General features: G+C 44.9%; 19 protein-coding genes and 1 pseudogene. 6 read left to right on the forward strand and 14 right to left on the reverse strand.

The features are described from left to right. Together ICN38_RS00525 and trmL are read left to right on the forward strand one after the other, a co-directional pair. Entirely contained in the window at positions 1–771 is a 771-nt protein-coding gene (locus tag ICN38_RS00525) for a ComF family protein (protein ID WP_216253768.1), read from the forward strand. After that, positions 764–1,234, forward strand: coding sequence for a tRNA (uridine(34)/cytosine(34)/5-carboxymethylaminomethyluridine(34)-2'-O)-methyltransferase TrmL (trmL, locus tag ICN38_RS00530; RefSeq protein WP_216253772.1), 471 nt, complete (start codon positions 764–766; stop codon positions 1,232–1,234). The genes ICN38_RS00525 and trmL overlap by 8 nt, the downstream gene beginning before the upstream one ends. 3 nt (positions 1,235–1,237) lie before the next feature. Here the strand turns inward: trmL and ICN38_RS00535 are convergent, their stop codons facing one another. Genes ICN38_RS00535 through ICN38_RS00550 form a run of 4 tightly spaced genes read right to left on the reverse strand, consistent with a single transcriptional unit; the run spans position 1,238 to position 3,487 of the window. After that, positions 1,238–2,260, reverse strand: coding sequence for an NAD(P)H-dependent glycerol-3-phosphate dehydrogenase (locus ICN38_RS00535; RefSeq protein ID WP_216253774.1), 1,023 nt, complete (start codon positions 2,258–2,260; stop codon positions 1,238–1,240). A gap of 22 nt (positions 2,261–2,282) precedes the next feature. Further along, positions 2,283–2,786, reverse strand: coding sequence for a protein-export chaperone SecB (gene secB / locus ICN38_RS00540; protein WP_216253777.1), 504 nt, complete (start codon positions 2,784–2,786; stop codon positions 2,283–2,285). Positions 2,787–2,807: 21 nt separating this feature from the next. Further along, positions 2,808–3,065 carry a glutaredoxin 3 gene (gene grxC, locus ICN38_RS00545; protein WP_216253779.1) on the reverse strand — a complete coding sequence of 86 codons (258 nt, stop codon included), beginning with the start codon at positions 3,063–3,065 and terminating at the stop codon, positions 2,808–2,810. A gap of 8 nt (positions 3,066–3,073) precedes the next feature. Then, positions 3,074–3,487, reverse strand: a complete 414-nt coding sequence (locus ICN38_RS00550) for a rhodanese-like domain-containing protein (protein WP_216253781.1) — start codon at positions 3,485–3,487, stop codon at positions 3,074–3,076. Between the two features lie 22 nt (positions 3,488–3,509). Here ICN38_RS00550 and gpmA point away from each other — a divergent pair, with 22 nt between their 5' ends. From gpmA to ICN38_RS00565, 3 genes are read left to right on the forward strand one after another with little or no spacing between them, the layout of a single operon-like run. After that, entirely contained in the window at positions 3,510–4,199 is a 690-nt protein-coding gene (gene gpmA, locus ICN38_RS00555) for a 2,3-diphosphoglycerate-dependent phosphoglycerate mutase (protein WP_216253784.1), read from the forward strand. Positions 4,200–4,211: 12 nt separating this feature from the next. Continuing rightward, on the forward strand, positions 4,212–5,645 hold the full coding sequence (locus tag ICN38_RS00560) for a S41 family peptidase (protein WP_216253787.1): 1,434 nt from the start codon (positions 4,212–4,214) through the stop codon (positions 5,643–5,645). Between the two features lie 25 nt (positions 5,646–5,670). Beyond that, a complete protein-coding gene (locus tag ICN38_RS00565; protein WP_216253791.1) occupies positions 5,671–6,423 on the forward strand; it encodes a HesA/MoeB/ThiF family protein in 753 nt (250 codons plus the stop codon). A 4-nt stretch (positions 6,424–6,427) separates the two neighbouring features. On the opposite strand, the gene ptsP is transcribed toward ICN38_RS00565, so the two are convergent. From ptsP to ICN38_RS00605, 8 genes are all read right to left on the reverse strand, one after another. Next, positions 6,428–8,179, reverse strand: a complete 1,752-nt coding sequence (gene ptsP, locus ICN38_RS00570; protein ID WP_216253794.1) for a phosphoenolpyruvate--protein phosphotransferase — start codon at positions 8,177–8,179, stop codon at positions 6,428–6,430. Between the two features lie 2 nt (positions 8,180–8,181). Next, positions 8,182–8,451 (reverse strand): HPr family phosphocarrier protein, encoded by a 270-nt coding sequence (locus ICN38_RS00575; RefSeq protein ID WP_216253797.1) that lies wholly within the window; start codon positions 8,449–8,451, stop codon positions 8,182–8,184. Between the two features lie 8 nt (positions 8,452–8,459). Further along, complete coding sequence (locus tag ICN38_RS00580) at positions 8,460–8,882, reverse strand: PTS sugar transporter subunit IIA (RefSeq protein ID WP_216253799.1); 423 nt, start codon at positions 8,880–8,882, stop codon at positions 8,460–8,462. A gap of 1 nt (position 8,883) precedes the next feature. Next, positions 8,884–9,825 carry a glutathione synthase gene (gene gshB / locus ICN38_RS00585; protein WP_216253802.1) on the reverse strand — a complete coding sequence of 314 codons (942 nt, stop codon included), beginning with the start codon at positions 9,823–9,825 and terminating at the stop codon, positions 8,884–8,886. Between the two features lie 28 nt (positions 9,826–9,853). Continuing rightward, entirely contained in the window at positions 9,854–11,152 is a 1,299-nt protein-coding gene (gshA, locus tag ICN38_RS00590) for a glutamate--cysteine ligase (RefSeq protein ID WP_216253805.1), read from the reverse strand. Between the two features lie 104 nt (positions 11,153–11,256). Beyond that, positions 11,257–12,720, reverse strand: coding sequence for an ammonium transporter (locus tag ICN38_RS00595; protein ID WP_216253807.1), 1,464 nt, complete (start codon positions 12,718–12,720; stop codon positions 11,257–11,259). Positions 12,721–12,733: 13 nt separating this feature from the next. Beyond that, positions 12,734–13,072, reverse strand: a complete 339-nt coding sequence (locus ICN38_RS00600) for a P-II family nitrogen regulator (RefSeq protein ID WP_011903792.1) — start codon at positions 13,070–13,072, stop codon at positions 12,734–12,736. A 25-nt stretch (positions 13,073–13,097) separates the two neighbouring features. After that, a complete protein-coding gene (locus ICN38_RS00605; RefSeq protein ID WP_370624342.1) occupies positions 13,098–13,961 on the reverse strand; it encodes a TorF family putative porin in 864 nt (287 codons plus the stop codon). 264 nt (positions 13,962–14,225) lie between these two features. On the opposite strand from ICN38_RS00605, the gene ICN38_RS00610 reads away from it, so the two are divergent. Next, entirely contained in the window at positions 14,226–14,483 is a 258-nt protein-coding gene (locus ICN38_RS00610; RefSeq protein WP_216253811.1) for an accessory factor UbiK family protein, read from the forward strand. Positions 14,484–14,495: 12 nt separating this feature from the next. Here the strand turns inward: ICN38_RS00610 and ICN38_RS00615 are convergent, their stop codons facing one another. Together ICN38_RS00615 and lipA are read right to left on the reverse strand one after the other, a co-directional pair. Further along, positions 14,496–15,113: a hypothetical protein gene (locus tag ICN38_RS00615; protein WP_255562656.1), complete on the reverse strand. Its 618-nt coding sequence runs from the start codon at positions 15,111–15,113 to the stop codon at positions 14,496–14,498. Further along, positions 15,076–16,029, reverse strand: a pseudogene (gene lipA / locus ICN38_RS00620) (lipoyl synthase); the annotation flags it as partial. The gene ICN38_RS00615 and the pseudogene lipA, both read right to left, overlap by 38 nt. Between the last annotated feature and the right edge of the window lie 3 nt (positions 16,030–16,032).

Below are 16,032 nucleotides of genomic sequence, written 5' to 3' on the forward strand. Positions count from 1 at the left end.
ATGCAATTTCTAGAGAATATCTTTCAATCCATTTGTGCACGCCTACTACCAACAGCCTGCATTATTTGTGATGAGTTTCAGAAAGACCCTGTGTGCCAAAACTGCATGCAGTCTCTCCAAGAAAATGCACTTTGTAATTACGAATGCTGCCATCAATGCGGGCTCCCTCTTCAACAATTTGAAATGCTTGAAAGGCGATGTGATGCCTGCATTCAAAACCCACCATATTTTGATGAAACAATTTGTCTAGATCGCTATGATGGCGTTTTGCAAAATGCCTTACATCAACTCAAGTATCAAAAACGCATTGCCTTTGCTCATGGCTTAGCCAATGCATGGAATAGCATCATGTTTGAAGAGCTAAAAAATCCCCAGGCAAATTACTTAATCCCCGTGCCACTCAGCACTGAAAAACTCTGTATGCGCGGATTCAATCAAAGCTGGGAACTAGCAAGACGAATACCTTGCGCAGGGATACAAAAACTTCCCTTTGCCTTAAAGCGGCATCATCATAATGAGCAGCAAGCAGGAAGTTCATTGAATATGCGCCAAACCAAAGTACGTAATACTTTCTATCTTGATCAAAATGCTATTGGCTTCTTACAAAATAAGTCGGTGATTGTTTTTGATGATGTGATGACGAGTGGATCTACTCTGGATGAAATTGCACGCATTCTGAAGGACAATGGCGTATCGCGTGTCATCAATTGGGTTTTACTGAGAACTACTAAACCCATTCCTGAAAGTAGAATGCAAACACCCCATGTTTAATATCGTTTTGTTTGAACCTGAAATTCCGCCGAATACTGGCAACATCATTCGTTTGTGTGCAAACACCGGTGCAAACTTGCATTTAATCGAACCTCTAGGCTTTCCAATGGAAGATGCGAAGTTACGTAGAGCTGGTCTTGATTATCATGAATTTGCAAGAGTTAAAGTACATCCCAATTGGGCCCAGTTCTTGGCCGAAGAGCAACCTGACCCTCATCATCTGTTTGCTTTAACCACTAAAGGCAGTGGGAAATTTCATGAGGGCAAATATGCGCCTCATGATTATTTTGTTTTTGGATCTGAAACAAAAGGTATTAGCGACGAAGTTCGAGACTCCATTCCCATTGGTAATCGGATGCGTTTGACTATGCAAGATAGTAGTCGCAGCCTAAATTTATCGAATACGGTAGCGATTGTGGTTTATGAAGCCTGGCGTCAAAATGACTTAGCAGGCGGCCACTAGGACTTAAGTTTCTATCTTCGGATCGCGACCCATGAGTTTCTTAACGGCCTCTTGTGCCGCAAGCTTTCCAGCCAAAACCTCGCCCATCATCTCCGTAATCGGCATTTCAACCTTGAGACTTCTTGCTAGGTCGCCAATTGCTGAGGCACAAAGCACCCCTTCAGCCACATGTCCTAGGCCGCTCAATATCTCCGGCAATGGCTTACCAGCAGCAAGCTCAAGACCCACGCGACGATTACGAGAAAGATCGCCTGTGGCCGTTAGAACTAAGTCACCTACGCCCGTTAAACCCATACAGGTTTCAGATCGTCCGCCGGCAGCTTTGACTAAACGCATCATCTCAGCCAGACCACGAGTTAACACTGCAGCACGCGCATTCAGACCTAGGTCCAAGCCGTCGCCAATACCAGCTGCGATAGCTAAAACATTCTTTACGGCGCCACCCAATTCCACACCAATCAAATCATCGCTTGAATAAATCCGCATATTGCCGTGATGAAAAGCAGCTTGCACAATGGCGCATAAACCTTGAGAGGAACTGGCAACAGTTAATGCGCAAGGCATTCCTGCGGCAACTTCACGTGCAAAGCTAGGACCAGATAAAGCGCCAAAGGAATGGCTTAAGCCATGGCTGTGTAATTTATTTTCACGCTCTACAACTTGATGGGGTAAAAAAGCAGTTTGAGGCTCCAAGCCTTTGCACAACCAAATAATATTGAGTGGATGGTCTGCTTCTTGTAGAGCCTTAGCTATTGTTTCTGAAAGACCAGACATCGGCGTAGCTACTACTAACAAATCTTTTGTTGAGAGTCTTTTAATTGCACGAGAGAAATCAGTCTCTAATTGCAAACCTTTGGGTAGTTGTATAGCGGGTAAGTAGGTTTGATTGAAGCCACTTGATTGCATTTGCGCTAATTGAGTAGCGTTCCGAGTCCATAGGCAAACACTATCGTCTGGCAGGTAGCGCGCTGCTTGAGCAGCTATCGCCGTTCCCCAAGCTCCAGCACCGAGCAGCGTCACTTTCATGATCTGTGGGCCTGTCTCAGACTCAGTTAGAAACAGCGCCCTTGCTTTCCTCGGCGGCCGCCTGCTGAGCTTGCATTATGCGATGCTCATACATGCCATGGAAATTAATCTCGTTCAAATGGATTGGCTGGAAGCCTGCACGACTAATAATGTCGGCGACATTAGAACGGAGATAAGGGTACAAAATCGTAGGGCAAGCAATGCCTAACATTGGATCAATTTGCTCAGCTGGGATGTTACTGAATTCAAAAATACCGGCTTGCTTAGCCTCGATTAAGAACAACACTTTAGCTTCTACTTTTGCAGTGATGGTGGCGCTTAAAGCAACCTCAAAAATACCTTCACTTAAGGGCCCAACGGCAATATCAATTTCCACTTGTATTTGTGGCTCAGAAGCAATCATCAGAATTTGAGGAGCATTGGGCTGCTCTAATGACAAATCCTTGAGGTAAATTCTCTGAATCCTAAATCCAGGCTCATTCGAGTTATCGTTTCCCGCTTGAGGTGCAGAAGATTGTTCAGTCATTGCTAACTTTCTTTTATATGTCTATTGAGCCAAAAGCGGGTCTAAATTTCCAGCGCGATCCAAGGCTACTAATTCATCATAGCCACCAACATGCGTCTCACCAATGTAAATTTGTGGGACAGTACGACGCCCTGTTCTAGTCATCATTAATTCACGTTGTGCAGGATCGCGATCAATCAAAATTTTTTCTAAATTTGCTACCCCTTTTTTGTGGAGCAACTTTTCAGCCATCACACAATATGGGCAAACCTGAGTGCTATACATGGTCACTAATGGCATCACTATTCCTATTTAATCAATGGAAGTGCGGCGGCCTTCCATGCTTGAACTCCACCATCTAGGGCGCCAACCTCTGCAAAGCCCAATTTTTGGACTTCTGACAACGCCTTACGGGACTGAGTACCGGTTTCACAAACCAAAATCACTGGATTTTTGCGATCTATCTTTAGCTTTTCAATTCCAGCAGTAATGCCGGCAGCATCGAGATGCTTTGCCCCAGGCAAATGCCCCGCTTTGAACGCATCAGCAGGACGCAGATCAAGGACGGCTGCCTTCCGTCGATTGATCCAAATAGTGGCTTCGGTAGGCGACAAGCCTTTCCCGCCAATAAGCGTAGATAATGTGGGTAAGAAAAGTGCTATGCCTGAAACAGCCAAAAGGGCAATAAGCGCTAAATTATCAATTTGCGTAAGAAAGTTCATCGTCAGATTATAGAATGCCTCTATGAAACAACTTGTCCTTATTCGTCATGGCGAATCCTCCTGGAACCTTGAAAACCGCTTTACTGGCTGGGCGGATGTCGACTTAACCCCTAAGGGGGCTCAGCAGGCCATTGCTGCAGGAGAGAGTCTCCGAAAAGCAGGTTACGAATTCGATATTGCCTATACCTCTGTTTTAAGACGTGCTATTCGCACGCTTTGGCATGTTCAAGAAGCCATGGATCTCATGTGGATTCCAGTGGTTCATAGCTGGAGATTAAATGAGCGTCATTACGGCGCCCTAACCGGTTTAAATAAAGCGGAAACTGCAAAACAGTATGGTGACGAGCAAGTCCATATTTGGCGCCGCTCTTATGACGTGCGTCCACCATTATTAGAAGCAGATGATGAGCGCAACCCACAAAAGGACTCTCGCTATTCAAAGCTGACTGCTGCTGATGTTCCTCTTGGCGAATGTCTTAAAGATAATGTCCAGCGCGTTCTACCACTTTGGAATGAATCTATTGCTCCAGCGCTGAAAGCCAATAAACGTGTTTTATTAGTTGCACATGGCAATAGCATTCGTTCTTTGATTAAGTATTTGGATCAAATGTCAGACGAAGCCATTATGGAAGTTAACGTTCCAAACGGCGCACCACTTGTTTATGAATTAGATGACAACCTTAAACCCATTCAACATTTCTATTTGGACTAGGCAATAAAAACTATGCGTCAATTTTTCAAGAGCTTTGCCCTGATCGCCGTAGGCTTAATTGCCGGCGTTGCAGCCACCATTCAACTGTCCGCCACAGCCCAACAGGGTTCTACGCTACCACTTGATGAACTACGGACTCTGTCTAATGTGTTTGCGCAGATTAAACGTGAATATGTCGAACCCATTGAAGATAAACAACTCCTTACAGATGCTGTTAAAGGCATGGTGAGCAGTCTCGATCCCCACTCCACCTATTTGGATAAAAAAGATTTCTCTGAGATGCAAGAACAGACCTCTGGAAAATTTGCTGGCCTGGGAATTGAAATCACCTCTGAAGATGGCGTTGTTAAAGTTCTCAACCCAATTGAAGATAGCCCTGCTGCGCGTGCTGGCTTACAAGCAGGCGACCTCATCACTCGCTTAGATGACAAACCTGTACGCGGCATGTCTCTGGATAAAGCAGTGCGTACGATGCGTGGTGCGCCTGGCACCAAAATCACCTTAACGGTATTTCGGAAAAGTGAAGAGCGCAGCTTTCCTGTGACCATCACACGTGCAGAAATTAAAGTGCAGTCCGTTAAAACCAAAATTCTGGATAACGATATCGCCTGGGTACGTGTAACGAGCTTTCAAGAACGCACTGTTCCCGATCTTGCTAAAAAACTTACTGAGATTGCGAACCAGGATCCTAAGTTAAAAGGCATCATCTTGGATCTCAGGAATAATGGTGGTGGCCTCTTGCAAGGTGCCGTGGGAGTAGCAGCAGCCTTCCTACCACCTGACTCAGTCATTGTGAGCACAAAAGGTCAAGCCCCAGATTCCAAGCAAGTATTTAATGGCACACCAGCAATGTATCGCTTGAATGAGCCCGGAGATCCTCTAGCTGGCGTGCCAGCAATGTTTAAAAAATTACCCATGGTGGTATTGGTCAATGCCTACTCAGCATCTGCCTCTGAGATTGTTGCGGGCGCTTTACAAGATTACAAACGAGCAACCATTATTGGTAAAACCACCTTTGGTAAGGGCTCAGTTCAAACCGTGCGCCCCCTCACTAATGATTCTGCTTTGAAAATCACTACCGCTTATTACTACACGCCAAGCGGTAAGTCGATTCAAGCTTATGGTGTTAAGCCTGATATCCCAGTAGATCAAAATAAAGATGGGGATCCAGATGATGTGCTCATTACGCGCGAGATTGATAGTGAGAAGCACTTACGCAATAAACAATCAGCAGAAGATAAGCTGATTAAAGATCGTGAGCAACGTCGCCTTGAGGAATTACAACGCATTGAAGAAAAAAATGCTAAGAAGACTCCCGAGGAAAAAGAGAAGGAAAAGAATAAGAAGCCTACTGAGCTGGGCAGTGCCGATGACTTCATGCTTACTCAAGCAGTTGCCTTTATTAATGGTCAGCCGGTGATACGCTCTTCATCTAAGCTTGAGTAAGACCTAATAGTTCTCGAACCTGCACATGAATGACGAGCAGTTACTCCGCTACTCAAGGCACTTACTTCTTGAAGAGATTGATGTGGCAGGACAAGAAAAGCTTTTGCAGTCACACATCCTAGTTATAGGGGTGGGTGGCTTAGGGAGTGCTGCCGCCCCTTACTTAGCTGCTGCTGGCGTTGGGCATATCACCCTAATTGATCATGACTGTGTAGAACTTACCAATCTGCAGCGTCAAATCATGCACACCGAAGATAGGGTTGGCATAAGCAAAGTTGTTTCTAGCAAACAATTCTTGCAAAGCCTAAATTCTGGTATTGAAATAGAAACTATAGAAGCCAAAGCCACAGCAGCACTCCTTGATGAACTTTTACCTAGCGTAGACGTCGTTTTAGATTGCACTGATAATTTTTCAACCCGCCATTTAATTAACGCAAGTTGTGTAGCACATCAAACACCATTGGTATCGGGATCTGCTTTGCGATTTGATGGACAAATTAGTGTCTTCGATCCGAAAAACTCCACATCACCATGCTACGCCTGCATCTTTTCTCCAGATGAATCCTTTGAAGAGGTGAATTGCGCCAGTATGGGTATCTTTTCTCCACTAGTTGGCATTATTGGTGCGATGCAAGCCGCTCAAGCGCTGCAAGTACTGATTGGCTTTGGCGAACCTCTAGTAGGCCGCATGCTACTTTGGAATGGGCGCAATACCCAGATAGATGAAATTCTTATAGCTCGCAACCCCGACTGTCAGGTGTGCGGAAAATCCTCTTAATTAATTAAGAGAGCAAGCGCTCCAAGGCTTTTGCTTGAGCCTCTGGTTCATACGCCTTTAGAACCCTAGAAATACGCGCCTTTAACAAGCCTACATTTGCTTTTAAGATTTCACGCTTTACTAATAAGAGCTGACTAAAGTGCATAGAAAAATCCGTTAAACCTAAAGCAAGCAAAAGTTTAGTTAATCCAGGATCACCGGCCATTTCACCGCAAACTGCAATAGGTACATTGGCACGATTGGCCTGACTAATAATGCTATCTAATAGATATAAAATTGCTGGATGCAAAGGATCATAGAGATGAGCAACCGCATGATCTGCACGATCAATCGCCAAGGTGTACTGAATTAAATCATTAGTGCCAATAGATAGAAAATCAAAGCGATTAATAAACAAAGGTAGTACCAAAGCCGCAGCTGGAATCTCAATCATAGCTCCCACCTGAATTTTGGGATTAAAGGCTAGACCACGCTGATGCAACTGCTGTTTTGCTTTTTCGATTAAGCGAAAGGTCTCATCTATTTCTTTGGCATGCGCCAGCATAGGAATCATGATCCTTGCTTGGCCATGTGCTGATGCACGCAAAATCGCTCTTAGCTGAGTCAAGAAAATTTCTGGCTCTGTCAGCGACCAACGAATGGCTCTCAAACCTAGAGGGGAAGTGCCCGTCTGAGAAACATCCCCGCCAGCACCAAGCGCCTTATCAGCACCAACGTCAATCGTTCTGATATTAACGGGAAGACCATGCATTAAATCAACTACTCGACGGTATTCCCGATACTGTTGGTCTTCATCTGGCATCGCTTGATTGCGATCCATGAATAAGAATTCAGAACGAAATAAACCAACTCCTACCGCGCCTAGGGCTAGCGCCTGAACCGCATCTTCTGGTAACTCGATATTGGCAAATAATTCAATCTCGACATTATCAGCTGTAGCTGTCCGAGAATGCTTTAACTGCTGAAGTTTGCGAGCCTCTCTTAAACCTTGGGTTTGGAGCTTGCGGTACTCAGCAAGTAGTTGGTCATCTGGGGCCACGATGACAACGCCGCGCTCTCCATCTAAAACCAACCAGTCGCCATGTCGAATCATTTCGCTGGCATGGCGAACACCTACAAGAGCAGGAATTTCCATGCTACGCGCCACAATAGCAGTATGAGATGTCTTGCCACCTAAATCAGTCACAAATCCCGTGAAGGCATGATCTTTGAAGCGCAGCATATCGTGCGGAGCTATATCGTGGGCAACAACAATGGACTCCACTCCAATATCGCTTGGAGATAATAGTGCTACGTCTTCTAAGACGTCCTTCTTTTGTGCATTTAAAGCTTTAATGACTCTCTCAGCCACTTGTCGAATATCATTGGCTCGCTCTTTAAGATAGAGATCTTCGATTTCAGAAAATTGCTCTAGCAAATCATTTAATTCTGTAGTTAATGCCCATGCAGCATTCATGCGCTGCGCACGAATCAACTTCATCGGCTTTTCAGTTAACGCAGGGTCAGCCAAAATCATGCCGTGTACATCCAAAAAGGCAGCCATTTCTTGAGGAGCATCTTTTGGCAAACCAAGTCGAAGCTGCTCAAGCTCCCGACGAACTTGATCAAAAGCATCCAATAACTTCTGTGCCTCTGCCTCTTCTTTTCCAGGCTCAACTAAATAATGACTGACCTCTAAAGCTGCACGCGAAATCAGTACCGCCTTGCCAATGGCAATGCCTTTCGATACCGGAGTTCCGTGCAAAGAAAAAGTCATTCCTACTCGCCTTCACCGAACCGGTTATTAATCAACTCCGTTAGGGCGGCCATCGCTTCATCTGCCTGATCGCCAACTGTCTCAAGTGTGACCTTGCTACCAATGCCAGCAGCAAGCATCATTACACCCATAATGCTCTTCGCGTTAATTTGACGCCCATTGCGTGACAACAGTATTTCACAAGGAAACTGGGCCGCCAATTGGGAGAGTTTGGCTGATGCACGGGCATGTAAACCCAGCTTATTAATAATTTCTATTTCAGCAATCGGCATATTTTGCTTTAGTCTTCTTCGTTTATTTTGACGCCAAGGCGCAAGATCCCATGGTGTCCACCTTGCAGGGCTTTATGGGCCAGCTCTTCGAGCGAATCGCCACGATGGGTAATACAACGCATCAACATGGGTAAATTTAATCCAGCCAGTACAACCACATTACCCAATTCAGTGCTGAGGTCAGGCATATCCAATTTTGAGGCTACGTTTGCGGGTGTCGCACCCATAACGTCAGTCAAAATTAATATTCCATTACCCCGATTAACGCCTCTAGCAGCCTCAAGTACGCGGTCATAACTCACTTTAATATCCTCATACGGAGGAATATCTACGGCCCTCACTCGCTCAGGGACAACACCGAAAGCATGCTCTGCAAAACCCAACATTGCTGTCGCAACAGGGGTATGAGCAACTATGACGATTCCAGCCATCTTATGACAACGCCTTCTCAAGATTGGTTAGCCAAAATTGCGGGACATCAAATCCGCTTTGTTCGGTAATTTCAACAAAACAAGTAGGACTCGTAACATTGATTTCAGTAAGATACCCACCAATCAAGTCTAGCCCAACTAAAAATAAACCTCGCTCATACAATATTGGAGCAAGATATTGCGCGATTCTCTTTTCTGTATCGCTTAAAGGCATCGCAACCCCTTTACCACCAGCAGCCAAATTTCCCCTAATTTCACTACCCTGTGGAATTCGAGCTAAAGCATAAGGCACAACTTCACCCCCAATTAATAAGGCACGTTTATCACCCTGGGTAATCTCCGGCAGAAAACGTTGTACCATCAGTGTTCTAGCACCATTTTCACCTAAAGTTTCAACAATACTGGCTAAGTTCAAGCCATCGGGACCCACTCTAAATACGCCCATACCTCCCATACCATCCAAGGGTTTAATGACGATGTCACGATGTGTTTCATGAAATTTTGCAACCACATCTAATTCACGTGTGATCAAAGTAGGTGGTATCAACTCAGGAAACTCCGTGATGGAGATTTTTTCAGAATGATCACGCACTGCAGCTGGATGATTAAATACTTTAACGCCTTGGCGAACAGCAGCAGAGAGCAACCAAGTGCTATTGAGATATTCAATGTCAAACGGTGGGTCAGTACGCATCATTACCGCAGCAAAATTATTTAATGCTCGGCTCTCTATCTCCCCCAGCTCAAACCATGAGTGTGAGCTGGGCTTGACTACTAAAGATTGGCAATCTGCGACAACTGCACCGTCTTTCCACAATAAATTGCGGCTCTGACAAAACCACAAATGATGCCCCGCCTCCTGGGCAACGCGCATCATTGCTAAAGTTGAATCTTTTTGAATCTTGAATGATTCCAGTGGATCGGCAATGAATAAAAAATCCATGAAGACCTATTAATTAATGTGCTTTAGATTAGGCGGGTTCAGCATCAGGATCGGTGCGTTCTAGCTCTAAGGATGCGGCCAGTAATGCCAAACGTGCAACGACACCATACAAATAGAAACGATTTGGAGCAGCACTACCCGGCTTAGCACTCATATCCGGCATTGAATTTTGCTCAAAGGCTAAGGGTACAAAGTGCATACCTGGAGCATTAAGATTCTCATCAGGCCCACGATCGGTGTGTACTCGATAGAAACCTCCGATGACATAGCGATCAATCATATAAACCACGGGCTCTGCTACCGCCTCATTGACTTTTTCGAAGGTATAAACACCCTCCTGAATTAAGACATTACTAACCTCAAGACCTTCTTTCACTACGCTCATCTTATTGCGGTCTTTGCGGTTCAGGTCCTTTACCTGTGAAGGGTCGTTGACCACCATCACACCCATACCATAAGTACCAGCGTCAGCTTTCACAACTACATAAGGCTTTTCTTTAATGCCATATTCACGATATTTCTTTGCTGTCTTTTTCAAGACCTGCTCAACCGCAACCTGAAGCTCTTCCTCACCTTTACGCTCATGAAAGTTCACATTAGAGCAACTTGAAAAATAAGGATTAATCATCCATGGATCTATATCTACCACCTTTGCAAACTTCTTAGCAACTTCATCATAAGCAGCAAAATGATTCGATTTACGGCGCATATGCCAGCCTGCATGCAATCCTGGCAATAAATATTGCTCATGAATATTTTCCAAAATTGGAGGAATGCCAGCTGATAAATCGTTATTTAACAAAATAGAGCAAGGATCAAAATCTTTTAAGCCCAAGCGTTGCTTCTTGAGTCCTAGGCGGGACAAAGGCTCCATCAATAGTCGATTACCATCGGGCAATTCAATCCAAGTTGGCTTTTTAATTTCTTCAGAGAAAGTGCCTAGTCTGACATTCAAGCCTGCCTGACGCAAGATCGAAGATAAGCGGGCAATATTTTGTAAGTAAAAAGTATTGCGAGTATGGCGCTCGGGTATGAGCAATAAGTTTTTAGCTTCGGGACAGATCTTCTCGATCGCAGCCATGGCTGCCTGAACAGCCAAAGGCAGCATTTGAGGAGATAAATTGTTAAACCCGCCAGGAAATAAATTGGTATCTACTGGGGCTAATTTAAAGCCAGAGTTTCGGAGATCAACTGAACAATAAAAGGGTGGCGTGTGCTCTTGCCACTCCAATCTAAACCAGCGCTCAATTGTTGGGGTTGCTTCAAGTACCTTTGACTCTAATTCGAGCAAAGGGCCGCTAAGGGCAGTAATCAGATGTGGAACCATTCCACCATTGTAAGATTATTAAAAGAAAGACGCGGGATCCTAGGATCCCGCGCTTAAAACCAGGCAACTCATAAAGGCCGCCGGGTGAGGGGTAAATCGACTAATTAAGACTCGTATGCAGCCTCGCCATGAGAGCTGATGTCCAAGCCTTCGCGCTCTTCATCTTCCTTAACGCGCAAACCAATCACCATATCGATCAATTTGAAGGCGATGAATGAAACTACGCCAGACCAGATCAAGGTAGTTAGAACACCTTGAGCCTGGATCCATAATTGGCTAGCAATCGAGTAATCAGCGGCTGCAGCATTTGCAACATAGTCCCAAATACCAGTTCCACCTAGGGCTGGATCAGCAAATACCCCAGTCAACAAGGCACCAGAGATACCACCAACACCATGCACACCGAATACGTCCAAGCTGTCATCTGAACCTAAAATTTTCTTCAGGCCAGTAACACCCCACAGGCAAACTACACCAGCAAAGACGCCGATGATGAGTGCGCCCATTGGACCAACAAAACCAGCTGCAGGAGTAATCGCAACCAAGCCTGCTACGCAACCAGAAGCAGCGCCCAACATAGATGGCTTACCTTTGAGAACCCACTCAGCAACTGACCAACCCAATACAGCAGCAGCAGTAGCCAGATAAGTATTCACGAATGCCAACGCAGCGCTACCGTTAGCCTCAAGAGCGGAGCCAGCATTGAAACCAAACCAGCCAAACCACAAGAGTGCTGCGCCAGCCATTACGTAAACCAAGTTATGTGGCTTCATGGCTTCTTTGCCGTAACCAACACGCTTACCGATGACGTATGAACCAACTAAACCAGCGATCGCAGCATTGATATGCACAACAGTACCGCCAGCAAAGTCGAGAACACCTTTTTGCCACAACCAACCAGCACGAGCAGTAATCGCCTCGAGGGATGCAGCATCTTTGATGTCATCAGGACCAGGCCAGAACCAAACCATATGAGCGATTGGCACGTAGCTGAATGTGAACCAGATAATCATGAACACTAAAATTGCAGAGAACTTGGCGCGCTCAGCAAATGAGCCGATGATCAAGCAGCAAGTAATTGTTGCAAACACTGCTTGGAAAGCCATAAATACGTACTCAGGGATAACAACACCTTTACTAAAGGTTGCCGCAACTGAATCTGGAGTCATGCCCGCCAAGAACAATCGATCAAGTCCACCAATGAATGGCCCACCTTCCGTAAAGGCAAAGCTATAGCCGTAAATAGCCCATAGCACTGTAATCAAGGAGAAGACCATGAAACATTGCATGCAGATTGACAAGATATTTTTGCTACGTGTTAGACCACCGTAGAACAATGCCAGGCCAGGAAGTGTCATCAACAACACTAAAGCTGTACATACCATCATCCAAGCGGTATCCGCTTTGTTAGGGACTAAAGCTGGAGCAGCAGCAACTGCAGCAACAGCCGCAGCAACTGCTGGCTTAGCCTCTTCAGCAAAGGCTGTTGAAGTCGCCATAACACCAGTAGCGCCGATAGCCAAAGCTACCGCACTACCAGCAAGGAGTTTTTTCATCCAAGTTAACATTTTGAGCCTCTCTTTAAAGTGCTGACGCACCGGTTTCACCGGTACGAATACGAATGACGTGCTCAACTGGTGAGACAAAAATCTTGCCATCACCAATCTTGCCAGTACGTGCAGATTTTTCAATTGCTTCAATCGCACGCTCCAAGATGCCATCTTCAACAGCAGCTTCAATTTTTACTTTAGGTAAGAAGTCGACAACATACTCAGCACCGCGATACAACTCAGTGTGACCTTTTTGACGACCAAAGCCTTTAACTTCAGTGACGGTTATGCCCGAAACTCCCACTTCCGAGAGAGCTTCGCGCACTTCGTCAAGCTTGAATGGCTTGATGATTGCGGTAATTAATTTCATGTGTTTCTCCGTTCAGAGGTGGAAATTAGAAAGTTTTTGTGAGTGAAACGATACCTGTGGAACCGCCCAAGTTTTTGCCTGATGGAGATGAATAGTTGTAAGAACCTTTATTCATACCAGCATTTGTTGAGATATAAGCAGCAGCCAAAGATAAGCCACCACCAAAGTCTTTAGTTACACCCAACTTGTAGTCTGTATATGAATATAAAGAGCTATTTGTTTGGTTGGTCTTACTACCTTGCACGTTTCCGGCAACATACTGGTAACCAACGTGAGCATTCAGAGACAAGCCCCAAATACCTGTGTCGTAGTTCATAGTTAAATCAGGATAGTAAGATCCAGAACTGTTTGTGAAACCGAACAGCGTAGATGCTGCATATGAAAACTTAACAAAGCCAGTCAGAGGGCCGAAAGTAAAGTTTTGGGCTGCGTAGATTTCAGTTGTATTTGGATTGGTTGCACTGCTTGGCAATCCAGTAGTTGGATAGAAGTACTGCAGAACACCAAGGTCAGACGCAAAACCTTCGCCAATTAACTCTTTCTTGAAACCAGCATAGAAGTCCATCTCGATTGGAGCGGAAACATTATTGGCGCCGCCTTGACTTGCAGCGTCAGAGATCCAGCTAATGTTGCTGTTCCAGTTACCGATATAGAAGCCACTCTCATGAGCGTAATCAAAACCGCCTTGAATTGCAGGCTTAAAGTTTGTTTGAGAAATACCACGGTAACGATAGTCGCTCACCACGGTCACGTTAGCAGCAATTGGGCTTGGTGCTGCTGCGTCTTCTGGGTTCTCTGGTGTATCAGCTGCAAATGCAGATGTGCTAGCCAAACCCGCTAGCAATGCGACTGCTGCTGCAGAGATTGCTGTTTTATGTAGTGTCTTCACGTGTAACTCCTCACTGTTTGATATAAAAAAAATGGATAAATACCGAATGCATGGAGCGATCATGATGCTTCTGTGACAAGCGAATTCAATCTGAATCACTGTAATGATGCAGATGCACTTATCTGGTGCCTTACATCGCCCAATATAGGTGAATTTGGGGCCTTTTTAGGGGTTTTTGGGCTCTTTGACACCTTTTTTCACGCTCAACATAAAATATGAGTTGTATCTTTTATGCAACTTTAGACAGAACTGCGAAACCCCATCATGCAAAAACCAGGCGAAATCCTCGAGCAATTTCAACGCATTGCTAGCGATATGCAAAGCAAAGTGGGGGATGCCATTCGCAACTCACCCGCACAAGAGATTGAAAAAAATGTGCGCGCCATGATGAACCAGGGATTTCAAAAGATGGATCTGGTCACACGAGAAGAGTTTGAATTGCAATCCAAGGTTTTGGCAAAGACCCGTGAAAAATTAGAAGCTCTTGAAGCTAAAGTAGCTGCCCTAGAAAAATCCCAATAATTTTTTCAAATTTTATTCGGGATAGAACTCATCAAAAAAGTTTGAGTATTCCTCTTTAGAGAGAAAAGTTTTTGCATCGCTCGGTATTGCCTTTGCATGTAATACCGAGACTTGATAAATCCAAATACTGCCATCTGGTGCAACGCGTGTGATCCACCGAACACGCATCCATTGCTCTGCAGTTCCCTTTGACTTTAACTGAATCCAATATTCTTTACTTGCTTGCTTTTGTTTGTCAGCAGTTAGATAAAGAACATCCTCAACAATCACTTCTCCTCCCAGTGATTTTGCTCTAGCCAATACATTACCTTGTAATTGCTCCATCAATGTGGGTAGCAATAAAGATTGGCCAACAGGAATTTGAGTTGCACTAATGGAATAAATATCATCATCAATTTTGAGAGCCTCAAGAGATTGCAATAACTCTTGATCTTGATATGTCACACGTCTTTGAATTTTGTCTGGCTTACCAGGAAATAATGCGGTGTATCTTTCTTGTGGAGACTGAACAACACGCCAATCCAATTTAGGACTACAGGCAACTAAAAAGAATGCTGCCGCAATACAAAAACAGCAACTTCTTAGAGTCTGGTTATAAAAGGCCAGCACCATATGCTTGCTGATCTGCATGATAGCTAGAGCGCACCATCGCCCCTACTGCCGCATGGGAGAAGCCCATGGCATATGCCTCTTCTTCGAAACGTATGAACACATCTGGATGAACATAACGCTGGACTGGCAAGTGATGGCCCGAGGGGGCAAGATATTGACCGATGGTAAGCATATCAATATTGTGCTCACGCATATCACGCATGACTTCTAAGATCTCTTCATCTGTTTCACCAAGACCCACCATCAAACCGCTCTTAGTTGGAATGTGTGGAAAGCGTTCCTTAAAATCTTTTAATAACTTCAGTGAATGCAGATAGTCAGCCCCAGGTCGCGCTTGCTTATATAGACGTGGCACTGTTTCAAGATTGTGGTTCATCACATCAGGCAAACCAAGGGGTGAATGCTCACTAAAAATATCCAATGCTTTATCTAAACGACCACGAAAATCTGGCACCAAAACCTCAATGCGTGTATTAGGCGATGCAGTCCGAGATTGAGAAATGCAATCGACATAATGCATAGCACCACCATCGCGAAGATCATCACGATCCACACTAGTAATCACGACATAATTTAATTTCAGCGCTGCAATTGTACGGGCTAAGTTAGCGGGCTCCTTAGTATCCAAGGGATCCGGCCTACCGTGACCGACATCACAAAATGGACAACGACGGGTACATTTATCGCCCATGATCATAAAAGTAGCGGTGCCCTTACCAAAACACTCGCCAATATTTGGGCAGCTTGCTTCCTCACAAACAGTAACCAATTCGTTTTCACGCAAAATCTTTTTGATTTCTGCAAAACGTGAATTGCCAGAAGCTGCTTTGACACGAATCCAATCTGGTTTTTTGAGAACCTGTGCTAGCGGAACGATTTTAATTGGAATACGGGCCGTTTTTTCATTCGACTTTTGCTTACGAGTCGCATCGTAATT

The organism is Polynucleobacter sp. AP-Melu-500A-A1, assembly GCF_018882125.1.
Classification (GTDB): domain Bacteria; phylum Pseudomonadota; class Gammaproteobacteria; order Burkholderiales; family Burkholderiaceae; genus Polynucleobacter.